This window comes from Streptomyces sp. S.PB5, assembly GCF_030403745.1.
Lineage (GTDB): Bacteria > Actinomycetota > Actinomycetes > Streptomycetales > Streptomycetaceae > Streptomyces.
This window is the reverse complement of sequence record NZ_JAQMWP010000002.1, coordinates 151,281-175,862: the sequence shown is the minus strand read 5'-3', so window position 1 is coordinate 175,862 and position 24,582 is coordinate 151,281. Positions and strand designations below refer to the sequence as shown.

Annotated in this window: 15 protein-coding genes and 2 pseudogenes; 7 read left to right on the top strand and 10 right to left on the bottom strand. The window is 70.0% G+C overall.

The genetic code is table 11. The features are described 5' to 3' along the window. Positions 1-230: 230 nt before the first annotated feature. Complete coding sequence (locus PH203_RS05640) at positions 231-2,642, top strand: non-reducing end alpha-L-arabinofuranosidase family hydrolase (RefSeq protein ID WP_289918235.1); 2,412 nt, start codon at positions 231-233, stop codon at positions 2,640-2,642. Between the two features lie 275 nt (positions 2,643-2,917). Here the strand turns inward: PH203_RS05640 and PH203_RS05635 are convergent, their stop codons facing one another. Next, the gene (locus PH203_RS05635; RefSeq protein ID WP_289917059.1) at positions 2,918-5,572 is read right to left on the bottom strand and encodes an RICIN domain-containing protein; all 2,655 of its coding nucleotides are present in this window, start codon (positions 5,570-5,572) and stop codon (positions 2,918-2,920) included. Positions 5,573-5,918: 346 nt separating this feature from the next. Here PH203_RS05635 and PH203_RS05630 point away from each other — a divergent pair, with 346 nt between their 5' ends. Further along, on the top strand, positions 5,919-7,340 hold the full coding sequence (locus PH203_RS05630; RefSeq protein ID WP_289917056.1) for a non-reducing end alpha-L-arabinofuranosidase family hydrolase: 1,422 nt from the start codon (positions 5,919-5,921) through the stop codon (positions 7,338-7,340). A 379-nt stretch (positions 7,341-7,719) separates the two neighbouring features. On the opposite strand, the gene PH203_RS05625 is transcribed toward PH203_RS05630, so the two are convergent. From PH203_RS05625 to PH203_RS05615, 3 genes are all read right to left on the bottom strand, one after another. Next, entirely contained in the window at positions 7,720-7,959 is a 240-nt protein-coding gene (locus PH203_RS05625; protein ID WP_289917054.1) for a group II intron maturase-specific domain-containing protein, read from the bottom strand. Positions 7,960-7,971: 12 nt separating this feature from the next. After that, positions 7,972-8,277 carry a hypothetical protein gene (locus PH203_RS05620; protein WP_289917052.1) on the bottom strand — a complete coding sequence of 102 codons (306 nt, stop codon included), beginning with the start codon at positions 8,275-8,277 and terminating at the stop codon, positions 7,972-7,974. 222 nt (positions 8,278-8,499) lie between these two features. Then, on the bottom strand, positions 8,500-8,904 hold the full coding sequence (locus tag PH203_RS05615) for a hypothetical protein (protein WP_289917047.1): 405 nt from the start codon (positions 8,902-8,904) through the stop codon (positions 8,500-8,502). A gap of 462 nt (positions 8,905-9,366) precedes the next feature. On the opposite strand from PH203_RS05615, the gene PH203_RS05610 reads away from it, so the two are divergent. Next, on the top strand, positions 9,367-9,513 hold the full coding sequence (locus PH203_RS05610) for a hypothetical protein (protein ID WP_289917045.1): 147 nt from the start codon (positions 9,367-9,369) through the stop codon (positions 9,511-9,513). Positions 9,514-9,571: 58 nt separating this feature from the next. Here PH203_RS05610 and PH203_RS05605 read toward each other — a convergent pair whose 3' ends face one another. Further along, positions 9,572-11,182 carry an MDR family MFS transporter gene (locus PH203_RS05605; RefSeq protein ID WP_289917043.1) on the bottom strand — a complete coding sequence of 537 codons (1,611 nt, stop codon included), beginning with the start codon at positions 11,180-11,182 and terminating at the stop codon, positions 9,572-9,574. Between the two features lie 114 nt (positions 11,183-11,296). Further along, the gene (locus PH203_RS05600; RefSeq protein WP_289917040.1) at positions 11,297-17,020 is read right to left on the bottom strand and encodes a type I polyketide synthase; all 5,724 of its coding nucleotides are present in this window, start codon (positions 17,018-17,020) and stop codon (positions 11,297-11,299) included. A gap of 206 nt (positions 17,021-17,226) precedes the next feature. Between PH203_RS05600 and PH203_RS05595 the strand changes: the two genes are divergently transcribed. Beyond that, positions 17,227-18,081, top strand: a complete 855-nt coding sequence (locus PH203_RS05595) for a helix-turn-helix domain-containing protein (protein ID WP_289917039.1) — start codon at positions 17,227-17,229, stop codon at positions 18,079-18,081. 44 nt (positions 18,082-18,125) lie between these two features. Here PH203_RS05595 and PH203_RS05590 read toward each other — a convergent pair whose 3' ends face one another. Together PH203_RS05590 and PH203_RS05585 are read right to left on the bottom strand one after the other, a co-directional pair. After that, complete coding sequence (locus PH203_RS05590) at positions 18,126-18,743, bottom strand: nuclear transport factor 2 family protein (RefSeq protein WP_289917037.1); 618 nt, start codon at positions 18,741-18,743, stop codon at positions 18,126-18,128. Further along, complete coding sequence (locus PH203_RS05585; protein WP_289917036.1) at positions 18,740-19,150, bottom strand: nuclear transport factor 2 family protein; 411 nt, start codon at positions 19,148-19,150, stop codon at positions 18,740-18,742. The genes PH203_RS05590 and PH203_RS05585 overlap by 4 nt, the downstream gene beginning before the upstream one ends. Before the next feature lie 945 nt (positions 19,151-20,095). Between PH203_RS05585 and PH203_RS05580 the strand changes: the two are divergent. The 3 genes and pseudogenes from PH203_RS05580 to PH203_RS05570 all read left to right on the top strand — a co-directional run. Then, positions 20,096-20,275: pseudogene (locus PH203_RS05580) on the top strand (transposase family protein); the annotation flags it as partial. Further along, positions 20,244-20,588 (top strand): hypothetical protein, encoded by a 345-nt coding sequence (locus PH203_RS05575; RefSeq protein WP_289917034.1) that lies wholly within the window; start codon positions 20,244-20,246, stop codon positions 20,586-20,588. The pseudogene PH203_RS05580 and the gene PH203_RS05575, both read left to right, overlap by 32 nt. 329 nt (positions 20,589-20,917) lie before the next feature. Next, positions 20,918-21,013: pseudogene (locus PH203_RS05570) on the top strand (carbonic anhydrase); the annotation flags it as partial. 99 nt (positions 21,014-21,112) lie between these two features. Here PH203_RS05570 and PH203_RS05565 read toward each other — a convergent pair. Together PH203_RS05565 and PH203_RS05560 are read right to left on the bottom strand one after the other, a co-directional pair. Continuing rightward, the gene (locus tag PH203_RS05565) at positions 21,113-22,441 is read right to left on the bottom strand and encodes a class I SAM-dependent RNA methyltransferase (RefSeq protein ID WP_289917031.1); all 1,329 of its coding nucleotides are present in this window, start codon (positions 22,439-22,441) and stop codon (positions 21,113-21,115) included. Positions 22,442-22,531: 90 nt separating this feature from the next. After that, on the bottom strand, positions 22,532-24,580 hold the full coding sequence (locus PH203_RS05560; protein WP_289917029.1) for an APC family permease: 2,049 nt from the start codon (positions 24,578-24,580) through the stop codon (positions 22,532-22,534). Between the last annotated feature and the right edge of the window lie 2 nt (positions 24,581-24,582).

Sequence of the window (24,582 nt, the reverse complement as noted above, 5' to 3'; positions counted from 1 at the left end):
TACGTCCGGGCTGGTGCCGGTGGCCTGCTCGGCGTGCGGACGGACAGCGGCCTGGCGGAAGTCCGCCTCCTGGCGACGGCGGTGAAAAATCTTCCCTCGATCGCGGCAACCTTTGTGTGCGTGGCGGCAACCGACAGGTATCCGGGGCCGGATCAGGGCCCGCTGTGCCAGAAGGACATGCGTTGTCAGATCAGAACCGCTCTCATCGCCGCCGTCCGGCGACCCGCCGTGTGATCGCCGTCTCCGTGGTTCTCGCCGCCGCGGGTGCCGCCGTACCACTGGTCGCCTTGGCCGCACTCACGCCGGACGCCGCCGCACCGACCACGGCCGCCGACGCGGCGGCCGGTAGCGGCCGCTACTTCGGCACGGCAGTCGCCGCGGGCAGGCTCGGCGACTCCACGTACTCCGCCATTCTCGACCGGGAATTCAAGATGATCACCCCGGAGAACGAGATGAAGTGGGACGCCATCGAACCCTCCCGCGGGTCGTTCACCTTCGCCGCCGCCGACTCGATCGTCAGTCACGCCGCCGCGCACGGCCAGCGCCTGCGCGGCCACACCCTGGTCTGGCACTCCCAGCTGCCCGCCTGGGTCAAGTCCATCACCGACGCAGGCACCCTGCGCACGGTGATGAAGAACCACATCACCCAGACGATGACCCACTACAAGGGCAAGATCTACGCCTGGGACGTGGTCAACGAGGCCTTCGCCGACGGCGGCAGCGGCCAGCACCGCAGCTCCGTGTTCCAGGACGTGCTGGGCGACGGCTTCATCGAGGAGGCCTTCCGCACCGCCCGGAACGTCGACCCCTCCGCCAAGCTCTGCTACAACGACTACAACATCGAGAACTGGTCCGACGCCAAGACCCAGGGCGTCTACAAGATGGTCAAGGACTTCAAGTCCCGCGGTGTGCCCATCGACTGCGTCGGCCTCCAGAGCCACTTCGCGAGCAGCGGCCCGCCGGCCAGCTTCCAGACCACCCTGGCCAACTTCGCCGCGCTCGGCGTGGACGTCCAGATCACCGAGCTCGACATCGCCCAGGCGTCTGCCACCGCGTACACCAACGCCGTCAAGGCGTGCATGAACGTCGCTCGCTGCACGGGCATCACGGTGTGGGGCATCCGCGACAGCGACTCCTGGCGCACCGGCGAGAACGCTCTGCTGTTCGACGCGGCCGGCAACAAGAAGCCCGCCTACAGCGCGGTGCTCACCGCCCTGGGCGGCACCGGAAGCGGCGGTAGCACCGGCAGCGGCGGCACGCAGGCCGGGGAGATCACTTCCGGAGCCGTCTACACGCTCTCCAACGCTGCCGCCGGACGCGTTCTCGACCAGCCCGCGGGACAGAACGGCAACGGCACCCCGCTCCAGGTGTGGGACGCCAGCGGCGCCTCCAACCAGCAGTGGCGGGCCGGCAAGAACAGCGACGGCTCCTACACGCTGACCAACGTCGCCAGCGGCCGGGTACTGGACGAGCCGGCAGGCCAGACGGCCAACGGCACGAGAATGCTGGTCTGGGACGCCAACGGCGGCGCCCACCAGCGCTGGAAGGCCGGCCGGAACAGCGACGGCTCCTACACGCTGACCAACGTCGCCAGCGGCCGGGCGCTGGAGATCCCCGGCGGCAAGACCGCCAACGGCACTCCCGTCCAGATCTGGGACTCCAACGGCGGCGGCGCCAACCAGCGCTGGAACTTCCAGCTGACCGCGGCGCCGACGAGCAACACGTGTGCTCTTCCGTCGACGTACCGGTGGACCTCGACGGGCGCGCTGGCGCAGCCGGCGAACGGGTGGGCCTCGCTGAAGGACTTCACCACCGTGACCTACAACGGCAAGCACCTGGTCTACGGGTCGAACTACTCGGGATCGTCCTACGGCTCGATGGCGTTCAGCCCCTTCACCAACTGGTCGGACATGGCCTCGGCCCGCCAGACCGGTATGAGCCAGAAGACGGTGGCGCCCACGCTGTTCTACTTCGCGCCCAAGAAGATCTGGGTGCTGGCGTACCAGTGGGGTGCGTCGCCCTTCAGCTACCGCACCTCCAGCGACCCCACCGACCCCAACGGCTGGTCCGCGCCGCAGGCGCTGTTCACCGGCAGCATCCCCGGCTCCGACTCCCCCACCGGCCCGATCGACCAGACCCTGATCGCCGACGACAAGAACATGCACATGTTCTTCGCCGGTGACAACGGCAAGATCTACAAGTCGAGCATGCCGATCGGGAACTTCCCCGGCAGCTTCGGCTCCTCGTACACGACCGTCATGAGCGACACGGTCAAGAACCTGTTCGAGGCACCGCAGGTCTACAAGGTCCAGGGCCAGAACCAGTACCTCATGATCGTCGAGGCCCGCGGGGCGAGCGAGCAGCGCTTCTTCCGCTCCTTCACCGCCACCAGCCTGAACGGCCCGTGGACCCCGCAGGCCGCCACCGAGTCCAACCCCTTCGCCGGCAAGGCCAACAGCGGCGCCACCTGGACCAACGACATCAGTCACGGCGACCTGGTCCGCAACAACCCCGACCAGACCATGACCATCGACCCCTGCAACCTGCAGTTCCTCTACCAGGGCAAGTCCCCCGACACTCCGCCCGGCACCTCGTACGACAACCTGCCGTACCGTCCCGGCGTCCTCACCCTGAAGCGCTGAACCGCCTGATCGACCCTCCCTCACCACCGAGAGGAACCCCAGCCGTGCACCGGCTGGGGTTCCTCTCTTTTGCATCTCGCCGCAGGCACCGGGCGGTTGAACGTCCCCGGTGGCATCGGCGAGGGAGGCCGCGTGCCGCCTTCGTCAGGGCGGCACCGCCCTTGGCACTTCCGCCCGCCCAAGGGCCGTATTACGGGAGAGCGCAATGCCCTTCGCGCACGGAAAACGGGGCCGCAGGCGCTTCGCCTGCGGCCCCGCCGTGGGGGGTGTCCGGGTCAGGACGACGGCTCGCCGTACTGCAGGCCGCGTCCGTTGGTGCCGATGTAGACGCGCCCGAAGGTGTCGGGGTCGCCGGTGATCACGCCGAGGCTGCCGATGCCGCCCCACTGGTGGGCGTCGTCGTTGACGCGGAGCCAGGTGGCGCCCTTGTCGGTGGAGCGGAAGACTCCGGTGACGTTGTCGACGGTGCCGATCAGGTAGAGGGCCTGGTAGCTGGTGCCCGGCTTGGCCTTGCCGAAGCCGAGGGCGGAGGCCGACTTCACCGTGCTGAGGGTGGTGAAGGTGCGGCCGCCGTCAGTGGAGTGCAGCAGCCCCCTGTCGCCGCCGGAGATCCACAGGTCGCCGCTGACGCCGGGGACGGCGGTGAGCTTGCCGGAGGGCAGGCCCGTGGCGCGGGCGGTGAAGGTCGCGCCGCCGTCGGTGCTGGCGAAGAGCTTCCCGCCGGACAGGGAGTAGAAGGTGCCTGCCGAGGAACGGTCGGCGACGACCACGGCGTCGGTGCCCAGCCCGCTGACCTTCGACCAGCTCGCTCCCATGTCGGTCGAGCGGTAGGGGGCCTGGCCGACCTCGGTCCACACGATGGTGGAGCCGTCCGCGGCGAGCGCGATGCGGCCGCTGCTCGCGCCGGCGACCGGTTCCGCCTTGAAGGCGTTCCAGGTGCTGCCGCCGTCGGTGGAGTAGCCGCCGTCGCCCGTGTCGCCCGTGCCGACGCGGACCATCACCGAGGGCTTGGACTGGGCGAAGTCGATGTCGGTGCTGTTGTTCATCAGCGGGCTCTTCAGCCGCCCGGAGGGCACCTCGGTCAGGGAGTCGTGGCGGAAGCCGCCCTGGTCGCCCATGGAGGTGATGACGGTGGCGCCGCCGGGCGGGGCGATCGCGTCCATCAGCGAGGTCTCCTCCAGCCCGCGGGCTCCGGCGACCCAGTGGCTGGTGCCTCCGCTGTCGGAGGCGTTCGCGTCCTTGCTGCGCCAGATGCCGTTGCCGGTGCCGTACAGCACATGCCCGGAGTTGAACGGGTCGATGGTCAGCGCGGTCATCCAGTGCCCGGTGTGGGTGCCGACGTACGGCGCGCCGGAGGCGTCCCGCGCCGACTTCTCCGCCAGCGCCTTCCAGGTCGTACCGCCGTCGGTGGTGCGGTAGATCTCGTCCTCGGGCCACCAGCGGTCGAGGGTGGTGACCATCACCGTGGAGGGCTTCTGCGGGTCGACGGCCAGACCGGAGAACCCGTAACTGCCGCTGGAGGGGGAGATGTTCTTCCACGCCCCGGAGTTCGGGGTGTACTTCCACACCGAGCCCGCCGTCGCGTCCATGGGGCCGATGCTGTTGCTGTAGGACAGGTACAGCGAGCCGTCACCGGAGACCACACCGTGGTGCGGCATCTGGCCGGTGGGCTGCCCGGCAACGGCCTGCCAGCTGCTGCCGCCGTCGGTGGAGCGGTACAGGGAGGTGCCCTTGTCGTTGACGCCGACGTAGACCGTGTTGCTGCCGGCCTTGCCGTACGTCACGAAGGAGATGCCCGCGCCGCTGCCCGCCCCGTCCTTGACGGGGAACGAGGAGACCTGCTTCCAGGTCGCGCCGTGGTCGGTGCTGCGCCACAGGCCGTTCTTGCGGGTGCCCAGCAGCAGGGTGCTGTTGTCCGCGGGGTTGACCACGAGCCGTTCGCCCGTGCCGCGGCCGGGTTCGTTGGCGCCCAGCTTGAACGGCAGATCGGTGCGCTGGAAGGTGCGGCCCTGGTCGGTGGAGCGCAGGATCGCGCCGTTGCCCGCCCACTCGTTGGTGTAGGTGCCCGTCCCGAGGTAGAGCCGCTTGGGGTCGACGGGGTCGGTGGCCAGCGAGTCGATGCCCAGCAGGTTCCAGTCCTTCTCGCCGAGCCAGTCGGTCAGCGGGATCCACTGCTCGGCCCCGGTGTCCCAGCGGTAGGCGCCACCCATGTCGGTGCGCGCGTACAGCAGGCCCTTCTCCTTCTGGTTGAACACCAGCCCGGTGACGTAACCGCCGCCCACCACCTGGGTGTTCTTCCAGACATACGGCCCGGACCCGGCCGTCGTCTGCTCCCCGTCCGACCCGGACGCCTGGGTCTCGGCCACCTTCACCAGCTTCCACTGCTGGTTGGTGCCGCCCGTGCCCGGATACTGGATGACGGCCGCGCCCTGGTCCGTGGACCCCCCGGAAACGTCCAGGACCTGGCCGCTCCTGCGGGAGGTGAAGGTGACGGCGTCGGCGCCGCTCACCTCGTCGATCCGCCACTCCTGGGAGGTGGCGGAGCTGTCGGTCTGCTGCTCGGCAACAGCCCTCTGAGCGGTGGAATTGTCCGCTATACCCAGCACCTTGCCGCTGTTGCGGTTCACCAGCTCGTAGTAGCCGTCCCCGATGGACTTCAGCCGCCACTGCTGGTTGGCGGTGTTCTGATCGGTCCACTGCTGGATACGCGTGCCATCGGCGGTGGAGAAGCCGTTGACGTCCAGCACCTTGCCGCTGCGCACCGAGACCAGCCGGTAGTAGGCGGTGCCGTCGACCGTCGCGGCCTGCGAGTCCTCCTGTGCGTAGAGGAGGTACGGCACGAGGACGGCGGGCACGCCGAGCATCAGACCGGTAGCGGTCCAGCGGCGGCGGTGACGCCCGCGGCGCCCGCCGTTCGTGGGGGTGTTCATGGAGGGAGGCTCTCCTTGCACGCTGTTCATCGGAGGAAATCCGGATCCCGGCCACCGGAACTGACCAGATCCGCCCCCTAGTTGCCACAGCCCCCGCAAAGGGTTGCCTCGCGCCGGAAAATCTTTTCGGGGCTTCTCTCGGCACAAGCCCAGCGAATGTTCCGGTGTGCGAACCGTGTGAGAACTATTGACGCCGATCGTCGACTCTCTCATCATCTCAGCTTGATCGATACTCCGACCTGTGTCCGATATACCGAACGCGCCGCTTGAGCCGCATCGCGTCGGTAATCGCACAGCTTCCGACGAGGCCGCCCGAACCGCTCGCTCAAGGATGACGAGGTTCCCCATGCTCAGACGCACTTCCCGCCGCAAACCTCTGCCCGTGGTGCTCGCCGCCACGGTCGGGGCCCTGGCCTTCTTGGGCGCGATGCTCATCGCCGGCCCGGCTCAGGCGGCAACCACCAGCGCCGTGCGAGGCGTTGCCTCCGACCGATGTCTCGATGTGTCGGGCGCCGCCCAGACGGACGGCACGAACGTGCAGATCTGGGACTGCCACGGCGGCACCAACCAGCAGTGGACGCTGACGGACAGCAACCAGCTCACCGTGTACGGCAACAAGTGCCTGGACGTCCCGGGCCACGCCACCACGGCCGGCACCCGCCCGGTGATCTGGTCCTGCAACGGCGGTACGAACCAGCAGTGGCGGGCGAACCCCGACGGCACGATCGTCGCCGTGGAGTCCGGACTGTGCCTGGACGTGTCGGGCAACGCCACGGCCAACGGCACAGCGGTGCAGCTCTGGAACTGCACCGGCAGCAACAACCAGAAGTGGACCGGCCTGTCCGGCTCGTCCAACTCGTGCCCTCTTCCGTCGACGTACCGGTGGAGCTCGACCGGTCCGCTGGCGCAGCCGGCCAACGGGTGGCGCGCGCTGAAGGACTTCACCACCACGACCTACAACGGCAAGCACCTGGTCTACGCGACCTACGCCGACGGCAACTGGCACTCGATGGGCTTCAGCCCCTTCACGAACTGGTCGGACATGGCCTCGGCCGGCCAGACCGCCATGAGCCAGGGCGCGGTGGCTCCCAAGCTGTTCTACTTCGCGCCCAAGAACATCTGGGTGCTGACCTCGAACGGGTGGGGCACCCAGTGGCCCTTCGTCTACCGCACCTCCAGCGACCCCACCAACCCCAACGGCTGGTCCGCGGCGCAGCCGCTGTTCACCGGCAGCCTCTCCGACGGCAGCGCGATCGACCCGACCATGATCGCCGACGGCCAGAACATGCACATGTTCTTCGCCGGTGACAACGGCAAGATCTACAAGTCGACCATGCCGATCGGCAACTTCCCCGGCAGCTTCGGCTCGTCATACACGACGGTCATGACCGACACGGTCAAGAACCTGTTCGAGGCGCCGGAGGTCTACAAGGTCCAGGGCCAGAACCAGTACCTCATGATCGTCGAGGCCCGCGGGGCGAGCGAGCAGCGCTTCTTCCGCTCCTTCACCGCCACCAGCCTGAACGGCCCGTGGACCCCGCAGGCCGCCACCGAGTCCAACCCCTTCGCCGGCAAGGCCAACAGCGGCGCCACCTGGACCAACGACATCAGCCACGGCGACCTCGTCCGCAACAACCCCGACCAGACCATGACCATCGACCCCTGCAACCTGCAGTTCCTCTACCAGGGCCTGTCCCCCGACGTCCCGCCGGGCACCTCCTACATAGATCTGCCGTACCGGCCGGGCCTGCTCACGCTGCAGCGCTGACCCGCCTGATCAGACGGTGATCGCGACCCCAGCCGTGCGAACGGCTGGGGTCCCTTTCCGGCCCTGGAGCCGGCGCACGCTCAGAACCGCAGAGCCATTCCGCCACGGCGATACGCCAGGCGGGCGCGGCCCCCGACCGATGCCTGCCCGCAGGCTAGGCAGTCCCCTCCCAGTGCGACCGCCAGGGCGACATCCGGGAGTGCTTTGAAAGCGGTCGAGGCGGCGTGCGGCGCAGTTCAGGCGCTCGCGCTTTCGCCTTACGGCCGGTTCGAGGTCGACATGAACAGCCGTCTCCATCTGGGCTTGGGCCTGAGTGGTCGGGTCGCCCGGGGGAATGTCGCCCCCGGGCTCCCACAGAACCGTGCGTAACGGTCTCCCGTTACACGGCTCTTGCCATCTTGATCACTAGAACGTCGGAGTCCATGCCCAGACGATGCAGTTCGGAGCGGTAGAACTCCGCGAAGTACTGCATCCAGCCGCGCACACTGGGGTCGATCCGTCGCGCGAGTTCGAAGAAGGTGAGGTGCATCCGCATGTGGAGCCGCCATGAGCGGACTTCACGGCTGATCTTCTTCAGGGCGTCCTTGCTGATCGCGGGCAGGAAGTCGGTGAAGACCACTCCGTTCCTGTTCTACGCCGAGCGGGCTCGGAAGGTGTATCCGAGGAAGGTGAACGACGTGTGCTCGGAGGAGCCGCGCCGTTTCCCGTCCTTGCAGTACACAATCCGGGTCTTGTCGGGGTGCAGTCGCAGCCCGACTTCTTCATAGCGTTCGGACTGGATGCCCGGACAGGTCCGGGTGAGCCAGAGGTCGAACGCGTAGTGCATGAACAGGTTCGCCAGCACGGCCGAGACCACGTTCCATGCAAGAGCAGCAGAATGCCCCGGAGACTGATCTGCCGCACAGCCCGTCCCGCCGAACGCCGCGACGTCGCCCACGGCTACGTCCTGCCAGAAGCCGCTTGATCCGGCGGGACAGCAATGAACACTTCAGGGGCGATCGGCCCATCTCCCGGCAGCCGCGATTGCGGAGCTGGTCACGGATGTGTCCGCCGGAGCGGGCGCGACCGTCACCGACTTCCAATCGATCAAGGCCGCCGAGACCGTCGGCAAGGACTCCCGCGGCTAGCCGCGGGGAACGGTTGGCGAGGTGGCTGAATGTCAGTTGTGGTCGCGGATCTCGCTGATGACACCGTCATTGACCACGATCAACGACTTGATGTACATGATCAGCTCCGTGCCCGCCTCGAACCGGCCGGGGACGGTGACAATCGGCCGGCCGCTCCACCTGGTGTCCAGCAGGACGACATCGTCGAAGACGTGCGCGCTGCGGATCGCGGTGAAACGGCGGTCCGGGAAGACCTCGGCGCCCATGCGGCGCAGCAGGTCCACGAACTCGGCCGCGGACTCGGCGTAGACGCCGCGATTGTGGTGGGAGAACCGGAACGACCTCGGGTGCAGGATCGTGGTCAACTCGTCGTAGTTCTGGGCGTTGTAGCAGGAGATGTACTTCTTCGCGATGTGCAGGGGCTCTGTTTCGCGTGCGGGTTCAAACGTCGGCGTCATCGCTGTCACTCCGAGTGGGACGGATTGTGCTATTGGTCGAGAACGAGTCGAGCATGGTGTGGCGTCGCAGGGCGGCGTGCCGGGGTGCGGTGTCCTCGACCGGCACCGCCAACACGTTCGTCGGGGCGCCGGGACGACGGTTCCCAGCCGTCGCGAGCGACAGCGACCGAGCCAGGTTGCCTCATCCGCCACGAGATCGACGAGGCGGACCTGCGGCGTCACCGGCTCGTACTGACCGACGAGGGCCGCAAGCACGCGATCGGGCACTTGCGGCCCTCGCGGCGGAGCACGACCGCAGGTTGGCGAGGGTCACCCCCAGGACCGCGTTGCGCTGCAACGCATCCTCAAGGCGATGCTCACCTCGCCCGCGTCAGGCCCCGTATGCGCTGGTGATTCGCCTGCCCTGGACGAGGCGCGGGGCGTGCTGGATGTCGTCGGGGGTGACCGGGGAGCGACCGTCCCGTGTCCGTCGACCGGACCGAGGTCACGATGAGCCGGCTCGTCAGCGGCGACGCGAGAGAGGGCGAGGACTACGACCTCGCGGACGAGGCGTCCGTGGCCGGCCTCCACCGCGCGTACGCCGGACTGCTGGAGGAAGCCGGCCTGTGAGGTCGGGAGCCGTTTGCCTGCCGATGAACGGCTTGCCGAAGTGGGTCGAGCGAGGAGCTCAGCGCCGGGTCGGGGTCGCCTCCGGTCGGCCGGACCGGTGCCGGCCGGGCGTTCCGCCGGATTCGGCTTGGTTCTCCGTCGCGAGCTTCCTCTCCGGGAGGAGGAAGGCGAGTACGAGGCTGAGCGCGAACACCGGGACCAGGTAGCGGAACACCGGTGTCAGGGCGTCCTGATAGGCGAGGACCACGGTGTCCCGGACCTTCTCGGGCAGCGCGCGGACGAGGGCCGGGGTGAGGGACTGGGTGTCGCCGACCGCCCCCTCGGCGGCAGCACCGAGCCGTTCCGTGAGGCGGTGGGTGAACATCGCGCCGACGGCCGCGATGCCGAGAGTGGCACCGATCTCGCGGAAGAAGCTGTGGGCGGAGGTCGCGGTGCCCACGTCCGTGTACGGGAAGTCGTTCTGCACGGCCAGGACCAGCGGCTGCATCACCAGGCCGAGGCCGGCGCCCAGCCCGAACACATAGAAACAGACGAGCACCAGCGAGGTCCGGACGTCCAGGGTCGACAGATGCAGAGCGGCGACACCCACGAGGACCGTGCCCGCGATCGGGAAATTCTTGTAGCGCCCCGTCGCGCTCATCGCCCGTCCGGACGGGCCCGCGGAGAGGAACATGCCGACGATCATCGGCAGGAGCAGCAGCCCGGACTCGGTGGCGCTCACGCCGTAGACCATCTGCAGATACGTCGGCAGGTAGCCGACGATCGCGAACAAGCCGACACCGACGACGAGCAGGCTGATCAGCGTGGCGATGACGAAGATCCGGCTGCGGAACAGCCACAGCGGGATGACCGGCTCCGGCCTGCGGCGCCGGGACCCCGCGGTCCGGCGCTGGGAGAGCAAGAAGAACGCCCAGGCCAGCACACCACCGGCGGCCAGGCCGAGAACGAGCGGGTCGGACCAGGCGTAGTCCGTGCCGCCCCAGTCCGCGACCAGCACCGTGCAGGTCACCGCGGCCGCCATGAGCAGGAAGCCGCACAAGTCGAAGGTGACCCGGCCGGCCCTGCGCGGCAGACGCAGGGCGAACACACCGACGGCGAGGGCCAGGACACCGACCGGCAGGTTGATCCAGAAGGCCCAGCGCCAGCCGATGCCGTCGGTGAACCAGCCGCCGAGCAGCGGCCCGGCGACGGAGGAGAGGCCGAACACCGCCCCGATCGGCGCCATGTACCTCGCACGCTCGCGAGGTGGTACGAGGTCGGCGACGATCGCCTGCGAGGTGATCATCAACCCGCCTCCGCCCAGCCCCTGCACGCCCCTGCCGATGATCAGCGCGGTCATGCCCTGAGCCGCCCCCGCGATCACGGAGCCGAGGAGAAACGCGCCGATAGCGCCGAGGAACAGTGCCTTGCGGCCGATGAGGTCACCGAGACGGCCGTAGACCGGCATCGCGATGGTGGCCGCCAGGATGTACGCGGTGGTCACCCACGACATGTGCCGCACGCCGTGCAACTCGCCCACGATGGTCGGCAGGGCCGTACTGACGATCGTCTGGTCGAGGGACGCGAGCAGCATCGCGGCCATCAGAGCGGCGAAGATGAGGCGGAAGCGGGGCGGAGCACCGGGGGATTCCTGATCCTCCGCCTCAACGGCCGCGGTCGAGTCGCGCACGGGAGTTCCTGACATCGAGAGGTGTGTGGGGAGAGCGGGAGGCCGTGGTACAGCCGACGGGCCTCCCGGGCCCGTCGACTCCCACAGCCGGACCGCACACCGGACCGCAGTGGGTCACAGGCGGCGCAGCCAGTCGCTGAGCGCTCCCGCGTTGGTGGCCGCGTGCTCGTTCATCATCGTCTGGTGGTTGCCGAGGGCATCGAGCGTGTCGTGCTCGAAATCCCAGGCAGCGTCCCACTGAGGCGGTACCGCGCCCTCGGCGTGCTCCCGTTGGGGCATCCGCTCGCCGGCCCGCGCCAGCAGGACCGGCGCCGCCACGGGCTGGGGCTGCCAGCCGTCGAACAGTTCCAGATAGGCGCCCTGCGCGGTCACCTGGGCCTCCGTCATCAGGGCGAAGGCGTGGTCGTTGACGGCGACGCCCGTGAGCTGCTCCTCGACCTGCTCCGCGGACAGGTCGTCCTTGGGGAACCAGGTGTCGAGCAGAACGACCGCCCGTGGAGAGTGCCCGTCGGCTTCGAGCCGGGCCGCGACGGCGAGCGCCAGCCAGCCGCCGGAGGAGTAGCCGGCCAGGGCGTACGGAGTGTCGCCCAGCTCGCGGACCACGGCCTCGGCGTGCATCTCCACGATGAGATCGCTCGTCGCGGGCAGCGGGTCCCCGTCGCCGAAGCCCGGCAGCGGCAGTGCGTACACGTCGTGCCGTCCGTGCAGGTGCAGCGCGAGGCGGCCGAAGTTGTGGGGGCCCGAGGGGGCCACCATCGACGGCAGACAGACGAGCGCGGGCTGTTCGGGGCCGGAGGCTAGGCGCACGAGTTCGCACGTGCGGCCGAACTCCGCCGCCTCGGTGAACACGGGCCGCAGTTTGGCGGCGGCCTGGAGGACTCGGATCCCCTCGAAGAACTTGCCGATCTCACAGGCGCGCCGGTAGAGGCCACGCACCCCCAGCCCGTTGTCGTCCAACGGGGACGCGGCGGTGTCCTGGTGCTGCACTGTCGCCAACTCCTCTATATGGCGGGCGAGTTGTTCGGGTGTGGGGTGTTCGAAGACCACGGGGGTGGCGAGCGGCAGCCCGCTGGCGGTCATCAGCCGCTGCCGCAGCTGCACCGAGGTGAGCGAGTCGAATCCGAGTTCCAGGAAGCGGCGGGACGGGTCGATCTCGTCCGGTGAGGCGTGGCCGAGGAGCGCGGCGGCCTCCGTCCGCACGAGGAGCAGGGGGTCCGTGATCCGGACTGCCTGTGGTGCCTCCGTGTCCGACCGGCCCGGCGCACCCGTCGCGGAAGACGCGGGCGACGGCGTGATCTCCTCGAAGAACCGGCTCGCCCGCGTCGCCGTGAACGGCGGCAGGAAGCGGTCCCAGTCGACATCGGCGACGGTCAGCATGGTCGCCCCCGAGGCGACCGCCCGCCCCAGCTCCTCGGTGGCCTCGACGGGATCCATGGGCGGCAGGCCGCGCCGGGCGAGGAACTGCCGCATCTCCGCCTCGGCGCCCATGCCTGCCTCGCCCCAGGGGCCCCAGGCCACCGAGGTGGCGGCCAGGCCCCTTGCCCGGCGGTGGCAGACGAGGCCGTCGAGGAAGGCGTTGCCCGCGGCGTAGGCGGTCTGTCCGGAGCTCCCCCAGGTGGCGGAGACGGACGAGAAGACGACGAACGCGTCCAGTTCGGTGTCGCCGAGTGCCTCGTGCAGATGGGCGGCCCCCGCGGCCTTCGCCGCCACGCCGTCGGCGAACTCCGCGAGGTCCATGTCCGTCAGCGGGACGAAGCGACCGCCGACTCCGGCCGCGTGCACCACGGCCGTCAGCTCGCCGGGCGGTATCGACTCCAGCAGCCGTACGACCTGGTCCCGGTCGGCCATGTCGCACGCCTCGACCGAGATGTGCACGCCGTGCCCGGACAGCTCGCCGACCAGCTGCGCCGCTCCCGGCGCCTGAAGCCCCCGGCGGTTGACCAGCACCAGACGCCGTGCGCCGTGCGCCGCCAGCCATCGGGCGGTCCGTGCGCCGAGCGCGCCCGTGCCGCCGGTGATCAGCACGGTGCCCCGCGGGCGCCACTCGCCGGCGTCTTCGGCACCGGTGTCCTCGGCTCGCGTCAGGCGAGGAGCGAACAACCCGTGGCTGCGCACGGCCAGTTGATCCTCGCCCTCCGACGAGGCGAGGGCGACGCCGAACCACAGCAGCGTTTCGTCGTCGTCCGGCCCCGCGGGCAGGTCGATCAGGCCGCCCCAGCCGCGCGGCCGTTCCAGAGCGAGGGTCCGGCCGAGCCCCCACACCATGGCCTGGTCGGGGGCGGCTACCGGATCGTCGTCGGCTGTGGCGACCGCGGACCGCGTGACGCACCACAGGGGGGACTCCAGTTCCAGGTCGGCCAGTGCCTGGACGAGCGCGCAGGTCGCGGCGAGACCTTCGGTGACCGCGGGGTGATCGGTGTGCGCGGTGGGCTCCAGGGCGAGCAGCGACAGGACGCCGCCCAGCTCATGCCCCGCGTCGGCGATCTGCTTCTCCAGGAGCTCCGCCATCCGCCGGCGGTCCGCGTCCTTGCGCCCGACCGGTACCGTCACCGCCCGGCCGCCGAGACGGTCGACCGTCCACGCCACGCGCTCGACCAGCTCCCTCTCCGCTTCGCCCGTCGGGGTGAGCAGCAGCCACACCCCCGACAGTGACGGCGGCGCCGCGGTGGGCGCGGGCATGAACGGCCGCCATTGAACGCGGTACCGCCAGCCGGCCGGATCCGAGGGCTCCGGCGCGAGCGCCGCCGTACGGGTGGCCGGCTCCAGCCAGTAGCGCCTGCGTTGGAAGGCGTACGTGGGCAGGTCGACATGGTGCGCGCCCCGGCCCTCGTAGAACGCGGGCCACTCGACGTCGACACCGCGTACGTGCAGTTCGGCCAGGGCCGTCGCCAGGGCCACGTCCTCGGGGCGTCCGGCCCGCGCCGTCGCCGCGAAGACCGTGACGGCGTCGTCGGGCAGACAGCCGGCTCCCATGGCGGTCAGCACCGCGTCGGGGCCGAGTTCCAGGAAGGCCGTCGCGCCCAGATCGTGCAGGCGGCGGACGCCGTCCGCGAACCGGACCGCCTCACGTACGTGCCGCACCCAGTAGTCCGGCGAGCAGAGCTGTTCGTCGGTGGCGGCCTGGCCGGTGACGTTGGAGATGACGGGCAGCATCGCGGGCCGGTAGGTGACCTGCGCGGCGACCTCTCGGAAGGCGTCGAGCATCTCGTCCATGTGCGGGGAGTGGAAGGCGTGGCTGACCGTCAGGCGCTTGGTCCTGCGGCCACGCTCCCGCCACAGCGCCGCGACCTCTTCGACGGCGTCCGCGTCGCCCGCGACGACGGTGGCGGCCGGGCCGTTGACCGTCGCCACGACCACTCTTCCGTCCCACGCGGCCAGAGTTGCCAGGACCTCGTCCTCGGTGGCCTGTACGGCGGCCATCGCGCCGCCCGCCCGGCAGGACTGCATCAGCCGCCCGCGCGCGGCGACCAGCCTGCACGCGTCGTCCAGGGACCAGACCCCCGCCACGTACGCGGCCGTCAGCTCACCGACGGAGTGGCCGAGCAGCAGGTCCGGGACCACGCCCCAGGACTCGACGAGGCGGAACAGCGCGGTCTCGTACGCGAACAGCGCGGGCTGGGTGTACGCGGTCTCGTTCAGCAGAGCGGCCTCGGCCGAGCCCTCGGGAGCGAACATGACCTGTCCCAGCGGGCGTTCGAGGTGGCCGTCCATCCGGGCGCACACCTCGTCCAGGGTCCGGGCGAACACCGGGTGGGCGGCGAACAGGAGCCGCCCCATCTCCGGCCGCTGGCCGCCCTGCCCGGTGAACAGCGCCGCGAGCCGCCCGTCCACGAACCGCGGCGACACGCTGCCACTCGTCACATTCGGTACGGCTGCTCCCTCGGCGGTGGCCCGCAGGGCCGCTGCCGCCTCTTCGACGTCGGTCGCGAGGACGACGGCACGGTGTTCGAAGCGGGCCCGGCCCGCCAGCGTCGCCCCGACGTCCAGCAGACCTGTGTCCGGGTGGTCGGTCAGGTGCGCGCCGAGCCTGCCGGCCTGCTCGCGCAGCGCCGCGTCGGTCCGCGCCGACACCACCACCGGCAGCGGTGTCGCGACGGCCGTCACCGGGGGCGCCGGAGGCTCCTCGATGATGACGTGCGCGTTGGTGCCGCTCACCCCGAACGCGGACACGGCCGCCCGGCGCGGGCGGCGGGCCCGCGGCCACGGCACCGGGTCCTGGAGCAGTTCCACGTCGCCGGCGGACCAGTCGACGTGCGGTGACCGTTCCTTCACGTGCAGGGTGCGCGGGAGCAGCTCGTGGTGCATCGCCATGACCATCTTGATCACCCCGGCCACTCCCGCCGCCGCCTGGGTGTGCCCGATGTTCGACTTCAGCGACCCCAGGTACAGCGGTCGGCCCTCGGGCCGGTCCCGGCCGTACGTGGCGATCAGCGCGCCCGCCTCGATCGGGTCGCCCAGCGCGGTGCCGGTGCCGTGTGCCTCCACCGCGTCCACGTCCGCCGGACCCAGCCCGGCCGAGACCAGGGTCCGCTGGATCAGGCGCTGCTGGGACGGGCCGTTGGGCGCGGTCAGGCCGTTGCTCGCGCCGTCCTGGTTGATGCCGCTGGCCCGCAGCACCGCCAGCACCCGGCGGCCGGCCCGGCGGGCGTCCGAGAGCCGTTCGAGCAGGACGATGCCGGCGCCCTCCGCCCAGCCGGTGCCGTCCGCGTCGGCGGAGAACGCCTTGCAGCGGCCGTCCGGGGCCAGACCGCGCTTACGGCTGAACTCCAGCAGCATGCCCGGCGTCGACATCACGGTGACACCGCCGGCCAGCGCCAGGTCGCACTCGCCGGTGCGCAGCGACTGCGCCGCCACGTGCAGGGCCACCAGAGAGGAGGAGCACTGTGTGTCGATGGTGAGGGCCGGTCCCTCGAACCCGTAGGTGTAGGCGATGCGGCCGGCGCCGACGCCCAGAGCGTTGCCGGTGAGCATCTGCCCCTGTGCCTCCTGCGGCGCCTCGTGCCAGGCAGGCCCGTAGTCCTGGAGGGAGACACCGGTGAACACACCGGTGTTGCTGCCGCGCAGCTCGTGGGGGTCGATCCCGGCCCGCTCCATCGCCTCCCAGGAGATCTCCAGCATCAGCCGCTGCTGGGGATCCAGTGCCAGCGCCTCGCGCGGCCCGATACCGAAGAACCCGGGATCGAAGTCGCCGACGCCGTCCAGGAACCCGCCGTACCGGGTGTACGCGGTGCCGTGCTGCGCCGGGTCCGGGTCGTACAGACCCTCGAGGTCCCAGCCGCGGTCGCCCGGCAGGCCGCCGATGACGTCCTTGCCCTCCGCGACCAACCGCCACAGGGCCTCCGGCGACTCCACACCGCCGGGCAGTCGGCAGCCGAGGCCGACGACGACCACCGGATCGTCCGCGGCGCCCGCGAGCCCGGCGCCGGACGTCGCACCGAGCGTGCCGGCGGCCGCGGCGGGCCCGGCGCCCTCTCGTACCCGCCCGGTGCCGAGCAGTTCGCCGCGCAGGTGTTCGGCGAGCGCCTCCGGGGTCGGGTAGTCGAACAGCGTGGTGGGGAGCAACCGCAGTCCGGTCGCCTCGGCCAGCGCGGCGATCAGCCGTTGCCCCACGTCGCGGTACACACCCAGCCGCCGCCAGGGTGCCCGGACGTCGATATGGCCGTCCCCGTCATGGTCCGCCACTTCGGCGATCCGGGCTTTGAGCAGGTCCCGCAGCGCGGAGTGCTGGGCGGCCGGCGCCAGGGCCGCCAGCCGGTTTCGCAGGGCTTCCCCGTTCACCGTGTGCGCCTGCGACTGCGCCTGCGCCTGCGCGGGAATGCCGGGAACATCAGTGGTCATGTGCGTCCCATGTTCTGGTGCGGCGACAGCACTCGCATCGTGCCGTCGCCGAAAGGCCGACCGATTTCGGGGCTGTTCGGCCCTGTGGCCGATTCGCCGTCGTCACGTTCCTGGGAACGCGACATGCCTTGCACTCATCGAATAGTCGATATAGGTTCTTTGAACTTTGCAGAATCGACCCGAGGACGGTCGGGAAGGGAGCCGGGATGCGGGGGGCGAACTCCGCGCCGACCTCACGCGTGGTCGACATCATCGAGTTGTTGGCCAGACGCGGCGGCGACGGCCTCCGTTACACCGACATCGCTCGCGACCTCGACCTGACCCAGGCCACGACGCATTCGATCCTGAAGACCCTCTGCGACCGCGGTTGGGTGACCCGCGATCCGGCCGGCAAGACCTTCCGGCTCGGCCCCGGTCTGGCGCCGGTGGCCGAGGCGGTGGGCACGCGGCCGTTCCTGCCCGCCGCGCGGGCCGCTGCAGTCGAGCTGGCCGCCGAGTTCGGGTACGCCGCCTCGGTGAGCGAGAAGGTGGGCGACTCCCTCGCGGTCACGGCGTTCGAAGGAGGGGAGAGCCCCTGGCCGGGCGACCGAATCCCGTATGCGCCGCCCTTCGGGGTGGGGTTCGCGGCCTGGGACACCGATGAGGAACGGCGTGCCTGGATCGGGCGGGCCGCCTCCGCGGATCCGGCGATCGCCGCTCGCCTGGAGGAGATCCTCGCCCAGACCCGCGACCGCGGATTCGACGTGGACTACGTCTCGCCCGCGGTGGCGCGTGCCGCCAGCCTGGTCGACACGCTCGACAGCGGCGCGATCGCGCTCCCCCCGAGCATCCGCGGGGTGCTCGACCAGTTGCTGGTGGAGTTCACCGCGCTCGGTTTCCCCGACATCTCCGCCCGTCGGGAACAACCGGTGGCCGCCGTCGCCGCGCCGGTGTTCGACCACCGGGGACGTGTGGCGCTGCTGCTCGCCGTGCATCCCCTTGTCGCGCGCCCCCAGGAACAGATCGATGACATCGGCCGTCGGCTCGTCCGGACGGCTACGGCGATCAGCGCCTCCGCCTGAGCGCAGGTGCGGCCTCGCGACTCGAAGCGAGGCCGCACCGCGCGTCACAGCCGTACCTCGCCCGGCAGACCGAGCAGGCCCAGACTCAGGAGCGGGTCCATGTAGACCCGGGTCAGTTTGCTGGTGCTGATGACCCACCGTCCGTCCACCAGCGAATACGTCTCGTGGTAGTGCCCGTATCCGTTGACCTTCACCGTGTCCAGGAAGAGCAGCAGGTCCTGCATCGCCCAGACGCCCTTCGCCGTCGTCGGGGAGGTCACCTCGATCTCGGGCATGTGCCCGTGATGGGCGGTCGTGGCGGGCCCGATCGTCATCTTGAGGAACCGGATGAACTTGTCCGCGCCGGTTATCTTCGGCCCCATCGAGCCAGTGGTGTCGACCACGACATCGTCGGCCAACTGCTCCCTGAGCAGATCCCAGTTCTTGGTGTCGATCGACCGGAAATAGCGCGCCTTGAGCTGCTTCACCTCCTGAACGGCGGCGAGCTCCGTGTCGGGGTCCAGGCCGTCCTGCGCGGCCGCGGCACCGGAGGTGATGTCCGAGGGCAGCGCGTACGCCACACCCAGGGCAGCCGCCACGCCGGTGCCGATCAGGAACTTTCGCCGCGTGGGCGTGAGCGCGTGCTTGCCCCGGTTGCGGGGGCCGTCACCCGGCGCGGTCATGCCTTGTCCTCGTGCAGACGGGTCGACCTGGTGGCCGCGATCAACCACTGTCCGTCGCGCAGGACATAGCTGTCGTGGTCGTGGCCGACACACAGTTCACGCTTGCCGTCCGACCCGATCACCAGCGCCTGTACGGCCCACGTCCCGGTGGCCCGGGACGGTGAGGAGAGCTGGATCTCCGGTGTGTGTCCGTGATGGACGGTGGTGTTCTCGGAGTCCTGCTTGAGCAGGGCGACGTAGTTCGCCGCGCCGATCACCCGGTCACCGCCCAGCGCGGTCGTGTCGACCACCGCCTCCTTGGCGAGGGTCGAGTCGACCGTGTCCCAGTCCTTCGTGTCCAAGCCTCTGAAGTAACGGCCTTTCAGGGACTCGATCGCGTTGATCGCCTGCAGTGTCTTCCGGTCCATCGAGTGGTCACTCACCTTGCTCTTGGGGGGTGTCGCCTGTGGCCCGACATGGGTCGGCCGCTCCCGGCAATGGGCTTGAGGTTGGGGAGGGGCCTCAGCCGAGATCGATTATGCGATGACATTCATCAAATATTCGTGATGGCCTTGTGGCCGGTTGGTGGAAGGCGCGTCAGGATCCGAAGCACGGAAGGACATGTCGGATGTGTCTGGGCGACGGCCTTCGCTCAGCCGAGCGGACGAGGACGAGAGGAACTCCGGGCAGGGCCGCTCCGCGCCCTGGCCGCCGGCGGTCGGGGTCCCCTTCGTGGTCGTGTGCTCGGAGAACGTCGTGCCGATGCCGCATACCCCTGCCCCGAGCGCCTCGCCGGCGGCGTCGTGAGGCGGCAGCGGCAAGCGGGCGGCCTCAAGCGGTTTCGCGTTTCCGGCCCGGTTGCTCGCGCCTGGCGCTCGCTCCCATGGGGCCTGCCGTCACCTCGCGTCCTCAGATCTTCACGCGGGAGTCATGCCGGCCGATGGTGCAGGTGTACGGGATTCCGGTGATCTCGGAGCCGTTGGAGATCCCCATCGAGGCCTTGGTCCCCACGTACAGGATTCCGTGGACGGCCGTGGCTACGGGGAGGGGCGTAGTCCCCGCGGTGGCCCCAGGACTGACCGGTCGAGGCCCGCGCGGCGGCGGTGTCCTCGGGCGCGCCGGAGTCTTTGAGCGGGCCCGGAGCCGAGGCACCCACGACCCACGGTTCCGCGGCCAGTTGGTCGGGGGTGGCGGTGGCCACCACCGACCCGTCGGGGCCCAGCGTGCCCAGGACCTCGGGTGCGCCAGGGGGAAGATCGACGCGCGTCCACGGGGATGCCCGCGGTGACCGTGGCACTCAGGATGGTCGTGTGGGCGTGGAAACCCGCCAGGAGGGGTCGTCGCCGTTCACCGGGGCCGTGGTCTTTCCGCCGATCTCCGCGAGGACCAAGAGAACCGTCTCCACCAGAGGCTTCGCATGCCTGAGGGAACAACGACGCGCTCTCGGCACCCGATGGCGGCGCCTGAGCGCGGGCCGACAGGCCCTGCTCACCCTCGCCCACCTCCGCAACGGTCAGCCCTATGCCCAGCTCACGGCAGGTTTCGGGATCGGTACCACGAGGGACCTTCGAACTCGCTGACGGTGTCATCGACGACGGCCTGGGTGGATGCCAGGGCGGCGACGGCTATGACGACATCTTCGAGGGCACCGCGGTCACGGTCTACGACGGGGCGGGCACGGTGGTCGTCACGGGGCAGCTCGGCGAGTCGACGCTGGAGAGCGACGGCATGTGCACGTTCGAGGTGTCGGTCGGGGACGTGCCTGTCGGCAAGGGCTTCTACAAGGTGGAGGTCTCGCACCGCGGCACCGTACAGCTGAGCGAAGCCGAGGCGGAGGCCGGAACCTTCGGCGCCTCGCCGGGATGAAGCGACAGCCCGCAGCCGGACGCGGCCTGACCGCCCACCGCCGCACAGTGACCGTGGGACGGCGAGTGATCCCGGGCGGTCCGCTCTCGTTCGGTCGACAACGCGGGCGGCGCCTGGCTCGTTGCGCGGATGCGGACGACGAACGGAGGGCCGCCCGGGACCGGTGGCCGTACGGGGCGGGGCGGCACCGTCGCGCACTACGGTTCCGTACGGAGGCTGCCCTCGCCGGGCGCCTGAGGGGGGCGACAAGGCCGTCGGTGTGGCCCGGCCTGGTGGGTTCCGGCGGGTTCAGGTGGTGTGACGGCCGGTGCCGCTCGTAGACGGCGGCCATGACCGAGATCCGGACTCCGACGCCTCGCGACGCTTTCGAGCTGCTCATGGCCGGTAACGAGCGCTTCGTCTCAGGTACCCCCGCGCACCCCTCCCCCTAAAACGAATACCCAGGTCACGCGGCATCGTCCGCCTTCACCCGTTCCTACACCGCAAAACAGGGGATCCGGCGAAAGAAGTCAGAAAACCGCAGGTCAAGAGCCCTTTCCAACGGGCTCCAGAATCGCCACGCACTCCACGTGATGAGTCATCGGAAACAGATCGAACACCCTCAGCATCCGCACCCGGTACCCCCCTTCCCGGAAGTACCCCAGATCCCGGGCCAACGCCGCAGGATCACAGGCCACGTACGCGATCCGCCGCGCCCCCAGCCCCGCCAGATGCTCAACCGTCTTCCGCCCCGCTCCCGCCCGGGGCGGGTCCAGGACGATGAGGTCGACCTCGGTGATCCCGGTGCGCGGAAGCACCGTCTCCACCTTGCCCTGCTCGATGCGTACCCGCTCGAACCCGGCGAGGTTGTGCCGCGCGTCCTCGACCGCCCGCTTGCCGGACTCGATGCCGAGGACCGCGCCCTTGTCGCCGAGCCGGTCGGCGAGCGCGCCCGCGAAGAGCCCCACGCCGCAGTACAGGTCCAGGGCCATCTCGCCCTTGCGCGGCAGGAGCCCCTGCATGACGGCCTTCACCAGCGTGTCCGCGGCCATCGGGTGGACCTGCCAGAAGCCACCGCTGCCGACACGATGGGTACGGCCGTCAGCCCGCTCCCGGACGAACGCGCGCCCGTGGACCCGGTGGACGCCGCCGTCCTTCTCGTCGACCCGCATGACGGACACGGGCTTGTCGAGCTCGACGAGAGGGAGCCGGGCGCCCGGCCGGGGCTCCAGGATGACCATCCGGTCCTGGGAGCCGGTCGCGGCGATGGCCTCCACCGACGCCATCCCCGACCAGTCCCGCTCCTCGATGCCCAGCTCGCTCACGCCCGGCGCCGCGATCATGCAGTGGTCGATCGGCTCGACCTCGTGGGAGCGGTGGCGGCGCAGACCGGCGTTGCCGTCGGCGTCGACCGCGTACTGCACCCGGGTGCGCCAGGCGGGCACCTGTCCCGCCGGCAGCTTGTCGCCCTCGGCCGGCATGACCGTGCCGTCCCAGCCGGCCTCCTCGGGCGTGAGCCCCGCGAGCCGCTTCAGCTGCTCGGCGACGACCTCGCCCTTCATACGCCGCTGGGCGCCCGGCTTGGCGTGCTGCCAGTCGCAGCCGCCGCAGCGGCCGGGTCCGGCGAACGGACAGGGCGCGTCGACCCGGTCCTTGGACGCCGACAGCACGGACACCGCGTCGGCCCGCAGGAACCGCGCCCCTTCCTCGCCCTCCGTCACCCGCGCGACGACCCGTTCACCGGGCAGCGCGTGCCGCACGAACAGCACCTGCCCGTCGGACGTACGGGCGATGCAGTGACCGCCGTGGGCGACGGGTCCGACCTCGACCTCGAACTCCAACCCCACCAGCGATTTCTTCGGTTCTGCCTGCATGGCGGGGTGACTCCACAACGTCAAGGGGAAAAGGAACGGTCAAGAGGGAGGAACCGCCGACCGGCGAAGGCCGGACGACAGCCCACCAGTCTACGTCGGTGTCGACGTCTCCTTCGCCCGCTCCTCGGCCGGACCACGCCGCACCGCACCCGGCGCGTTCCATTCCTGCCGCTTGCGGGCCCGGTTCTTGGCCGCCTCGGACGACTGCAGCTGGTAGGGCACCGAGGTCACCATGACCCCCGGCGTGAACAGCAGCCGGCCCTTCAGCCGGAGCGCGCTCTGGTTGTGCAGCAGATGCTCGTACCAGTGACCGACCACGTACTCGGGGATGATCACCGACACCGCGTCCCGCGGCGACTCCTTGCGCAGGCTCTTCACGTACTCGATGACCGGCCGGGTGATCTCCCGGTACGGCGAGTCGAGCACCTTCAGCGGTACGTCGATCCCCCGCCGTTCCCACTCCTCGCGCAGCGCCTTGGTCTCCGCCGGGTCGACGTTGACGCTCAGCGCCTCCAGGGTGTCCGAGCGCATCAGCTTGGCGTACGCCAGCGCCCGCAGCGTCGGACGGTGGATCTTCGAGATCAGCACCACCGAATGCACCCTGGACGGCCGCACGCTGTCGTCGCTCGGGCCTTCGGGGGCCGCGATCTCCTCCGCCACCCGGTCGTAGTGCTTACGGATCGCCGACATCGTCGCGTAGAAGATCACCATGCCGAGGAGGGCGACCCAGGCGCCGTGCGTGAACTTGGTGACCAGGACGACGACCAGGACGAGCCCGGTGAAGAAGGCGCCGAAGGTGTTGATCGCGCGGGAGCGGACCATGTGACGGCGCTTGGCCGGGTCCTTCTCGGTGGCGAGGTGACGGTTCCAGTGCCGGACCATGCCCGTCTGGCTGAGCGTGAACGACACGAACACGCCGACGATGTAGAGCTGGATGAGACGCGTCGAGTCGGCGCCGTAGATCCAGACCAGCAGTCCCGCCGCGCCCGCCAGCAGCACGATGCCGTTCGAGAACGCGAGGCGGTCACCGCGCGTGTGCAGCTGCCTCGGCAGATAGCGGTCCTGGGCGAGGATCGACCCCAGCAGCGGGAAGCCGTTGTACGCCGTGTTCGCCGCCAGGAACAGCACCAGCGCCGTCGCCGCGGCCAGCACGATGAACAGGAAGCTGCCCTTGCCGAAGACGGCCTCGGCGACCTGCGAGATCACCGGGTTCTGGACGTAGTCCGAGCCGAGCGCGGCACCGTCCTTCAGCAGGTCGACCGCCGGGTTCTCGGCCATCCGGACCTTGGTGACCATGGCCAGCGCGATGATGCCGCAGAACATGGTGACGGCCAGCAGGCCCATCATCGCCAGGGTGGTCGCCGCGTTCTTGGACTTGGGCTTGCGGAAGGCCGGGACGCCGTTGGAGATCGCCTCGACACCGGTGAGCGCGGCACAGCCGGAGGAGAAGGCCCGCAGCAGCAGGAACACGAGGGCGAAGCCGGCCAGGCCCTGGTGCTCCGCCTTGATCTCGTAGCCGGCGGTCGGCGCGCGCATGGTGTCGTCGAGGACCAGCCCGCGGAACGCGCCCCACGCGATCATGATGAAGACACCGGCGACGAAGACGTACGTCGGGATCGCGAACAGCGAGCCGGACTCCTTCACGCCGCGCAGGTTCATCAGCGTGAGCAGCACGATCACCCCGACCGCGCAGAGCACCTTGTGCTCGATGACGAAGGGGATCGCGGAGCCGAGGTTCTCGATGCCGGAGGAGATCGAGACGGCGACGGTGAGGACGTAGTCGACGAGGAGGGCGCTGGCCACGGTGAGGCCGGCCTTGGGGCCGAGGTTGGTGTTGGCGACCTCGTAGTCGCCGCCGCCGCTCGGATAGGCGTGGACGTTCTGCCGGTAGGAGGCGACCACCGTGAACATCAGTACGACGACCGCGACGGCGATCCAGGGACTGAAGTGGTAGGCCGACACGCCCGCGATGGACAGGACCAGCAGCACCTCTCCCGGTGCGTACGCCACGGAGGACAGCGGGTCGGATGCGAAGACGGGGAGGGCGATGCGCTTCGGCAGGAGCGTTTCCCCGAGCCGGTCACTACGCAGCGCGCGCCCGATCAGGATCCGTTTGGGCACGTCGGTCAGTTTGGACACAA

Excerpts from the sequence above, each read along its gene's own strand:
- PH203_RS05635 (WP_289917059.1), bottom strand. The coding sequence starts at position 5,572 with ATGAACACCCCCACGAACGGCGGGCGCCGCGGGCGTCACCGCCGCCGC.
- PH203_RS05630 (WP_289917056.1), top strand. The coding sequence starts at position 5,919 with ATGCTCAGACGCACTTCCCGCCGCAAACCTCTGCCCGTGGTGCTCGCC.
- PH203_RS05615 (WP_289917047.1), bottom strand. The coding sequence starts at position 8,904 with ATGACGCCGACGTTTGAACCCGCACGCGAAACAGAGCCCCTGCACATC.
- PH203_RS05600 (WP_289917040.1), bottom strand. The coding sequence starts at position 17,020 with ATGACCACTGATGTTCCCGGCATTCCCGCGCAGGCGCAGGCGCAGTCG.
- PH203_RS05595 (WP_289917039.1), top strand. The coding sequence starts at position 17,227 with ATGCGGGGGGCGAACTCCGCGCCGACCTCACGCGTGGTCGACATCATC.
- PH203_RS05590 (WP_289917037.1), bottom strand. The coding sequence starts at position 18,743 with ATGACCGCGCCGGGTGACGGCCCCCGCAACCGGGGCAAGCACGCGCTC.
- PH203_RS05585 (WP_289917036.1), bottom strand. The coding sequence starts at position 19,150 with ATGGACCGGAAGACACTGCAGGCGATCAACGCGATCGAGTCCCTGAAA.
- PH203_RS05575 (WP_289917034.1), top strand. The coding sequence starts at position 20,244 with ATGCCCAGCTCACGGCAGGTTTCGGGATCGGTACCACGAGGGACCTTC.
- PH203_RS05565 (WP_289917031.1), bottom strand. The coding sequence starts at position 22,441 with ATGCAGGCAGAACCGAAGAAATCGCTGGTGGGGTTGGAGTTCGAGGTC.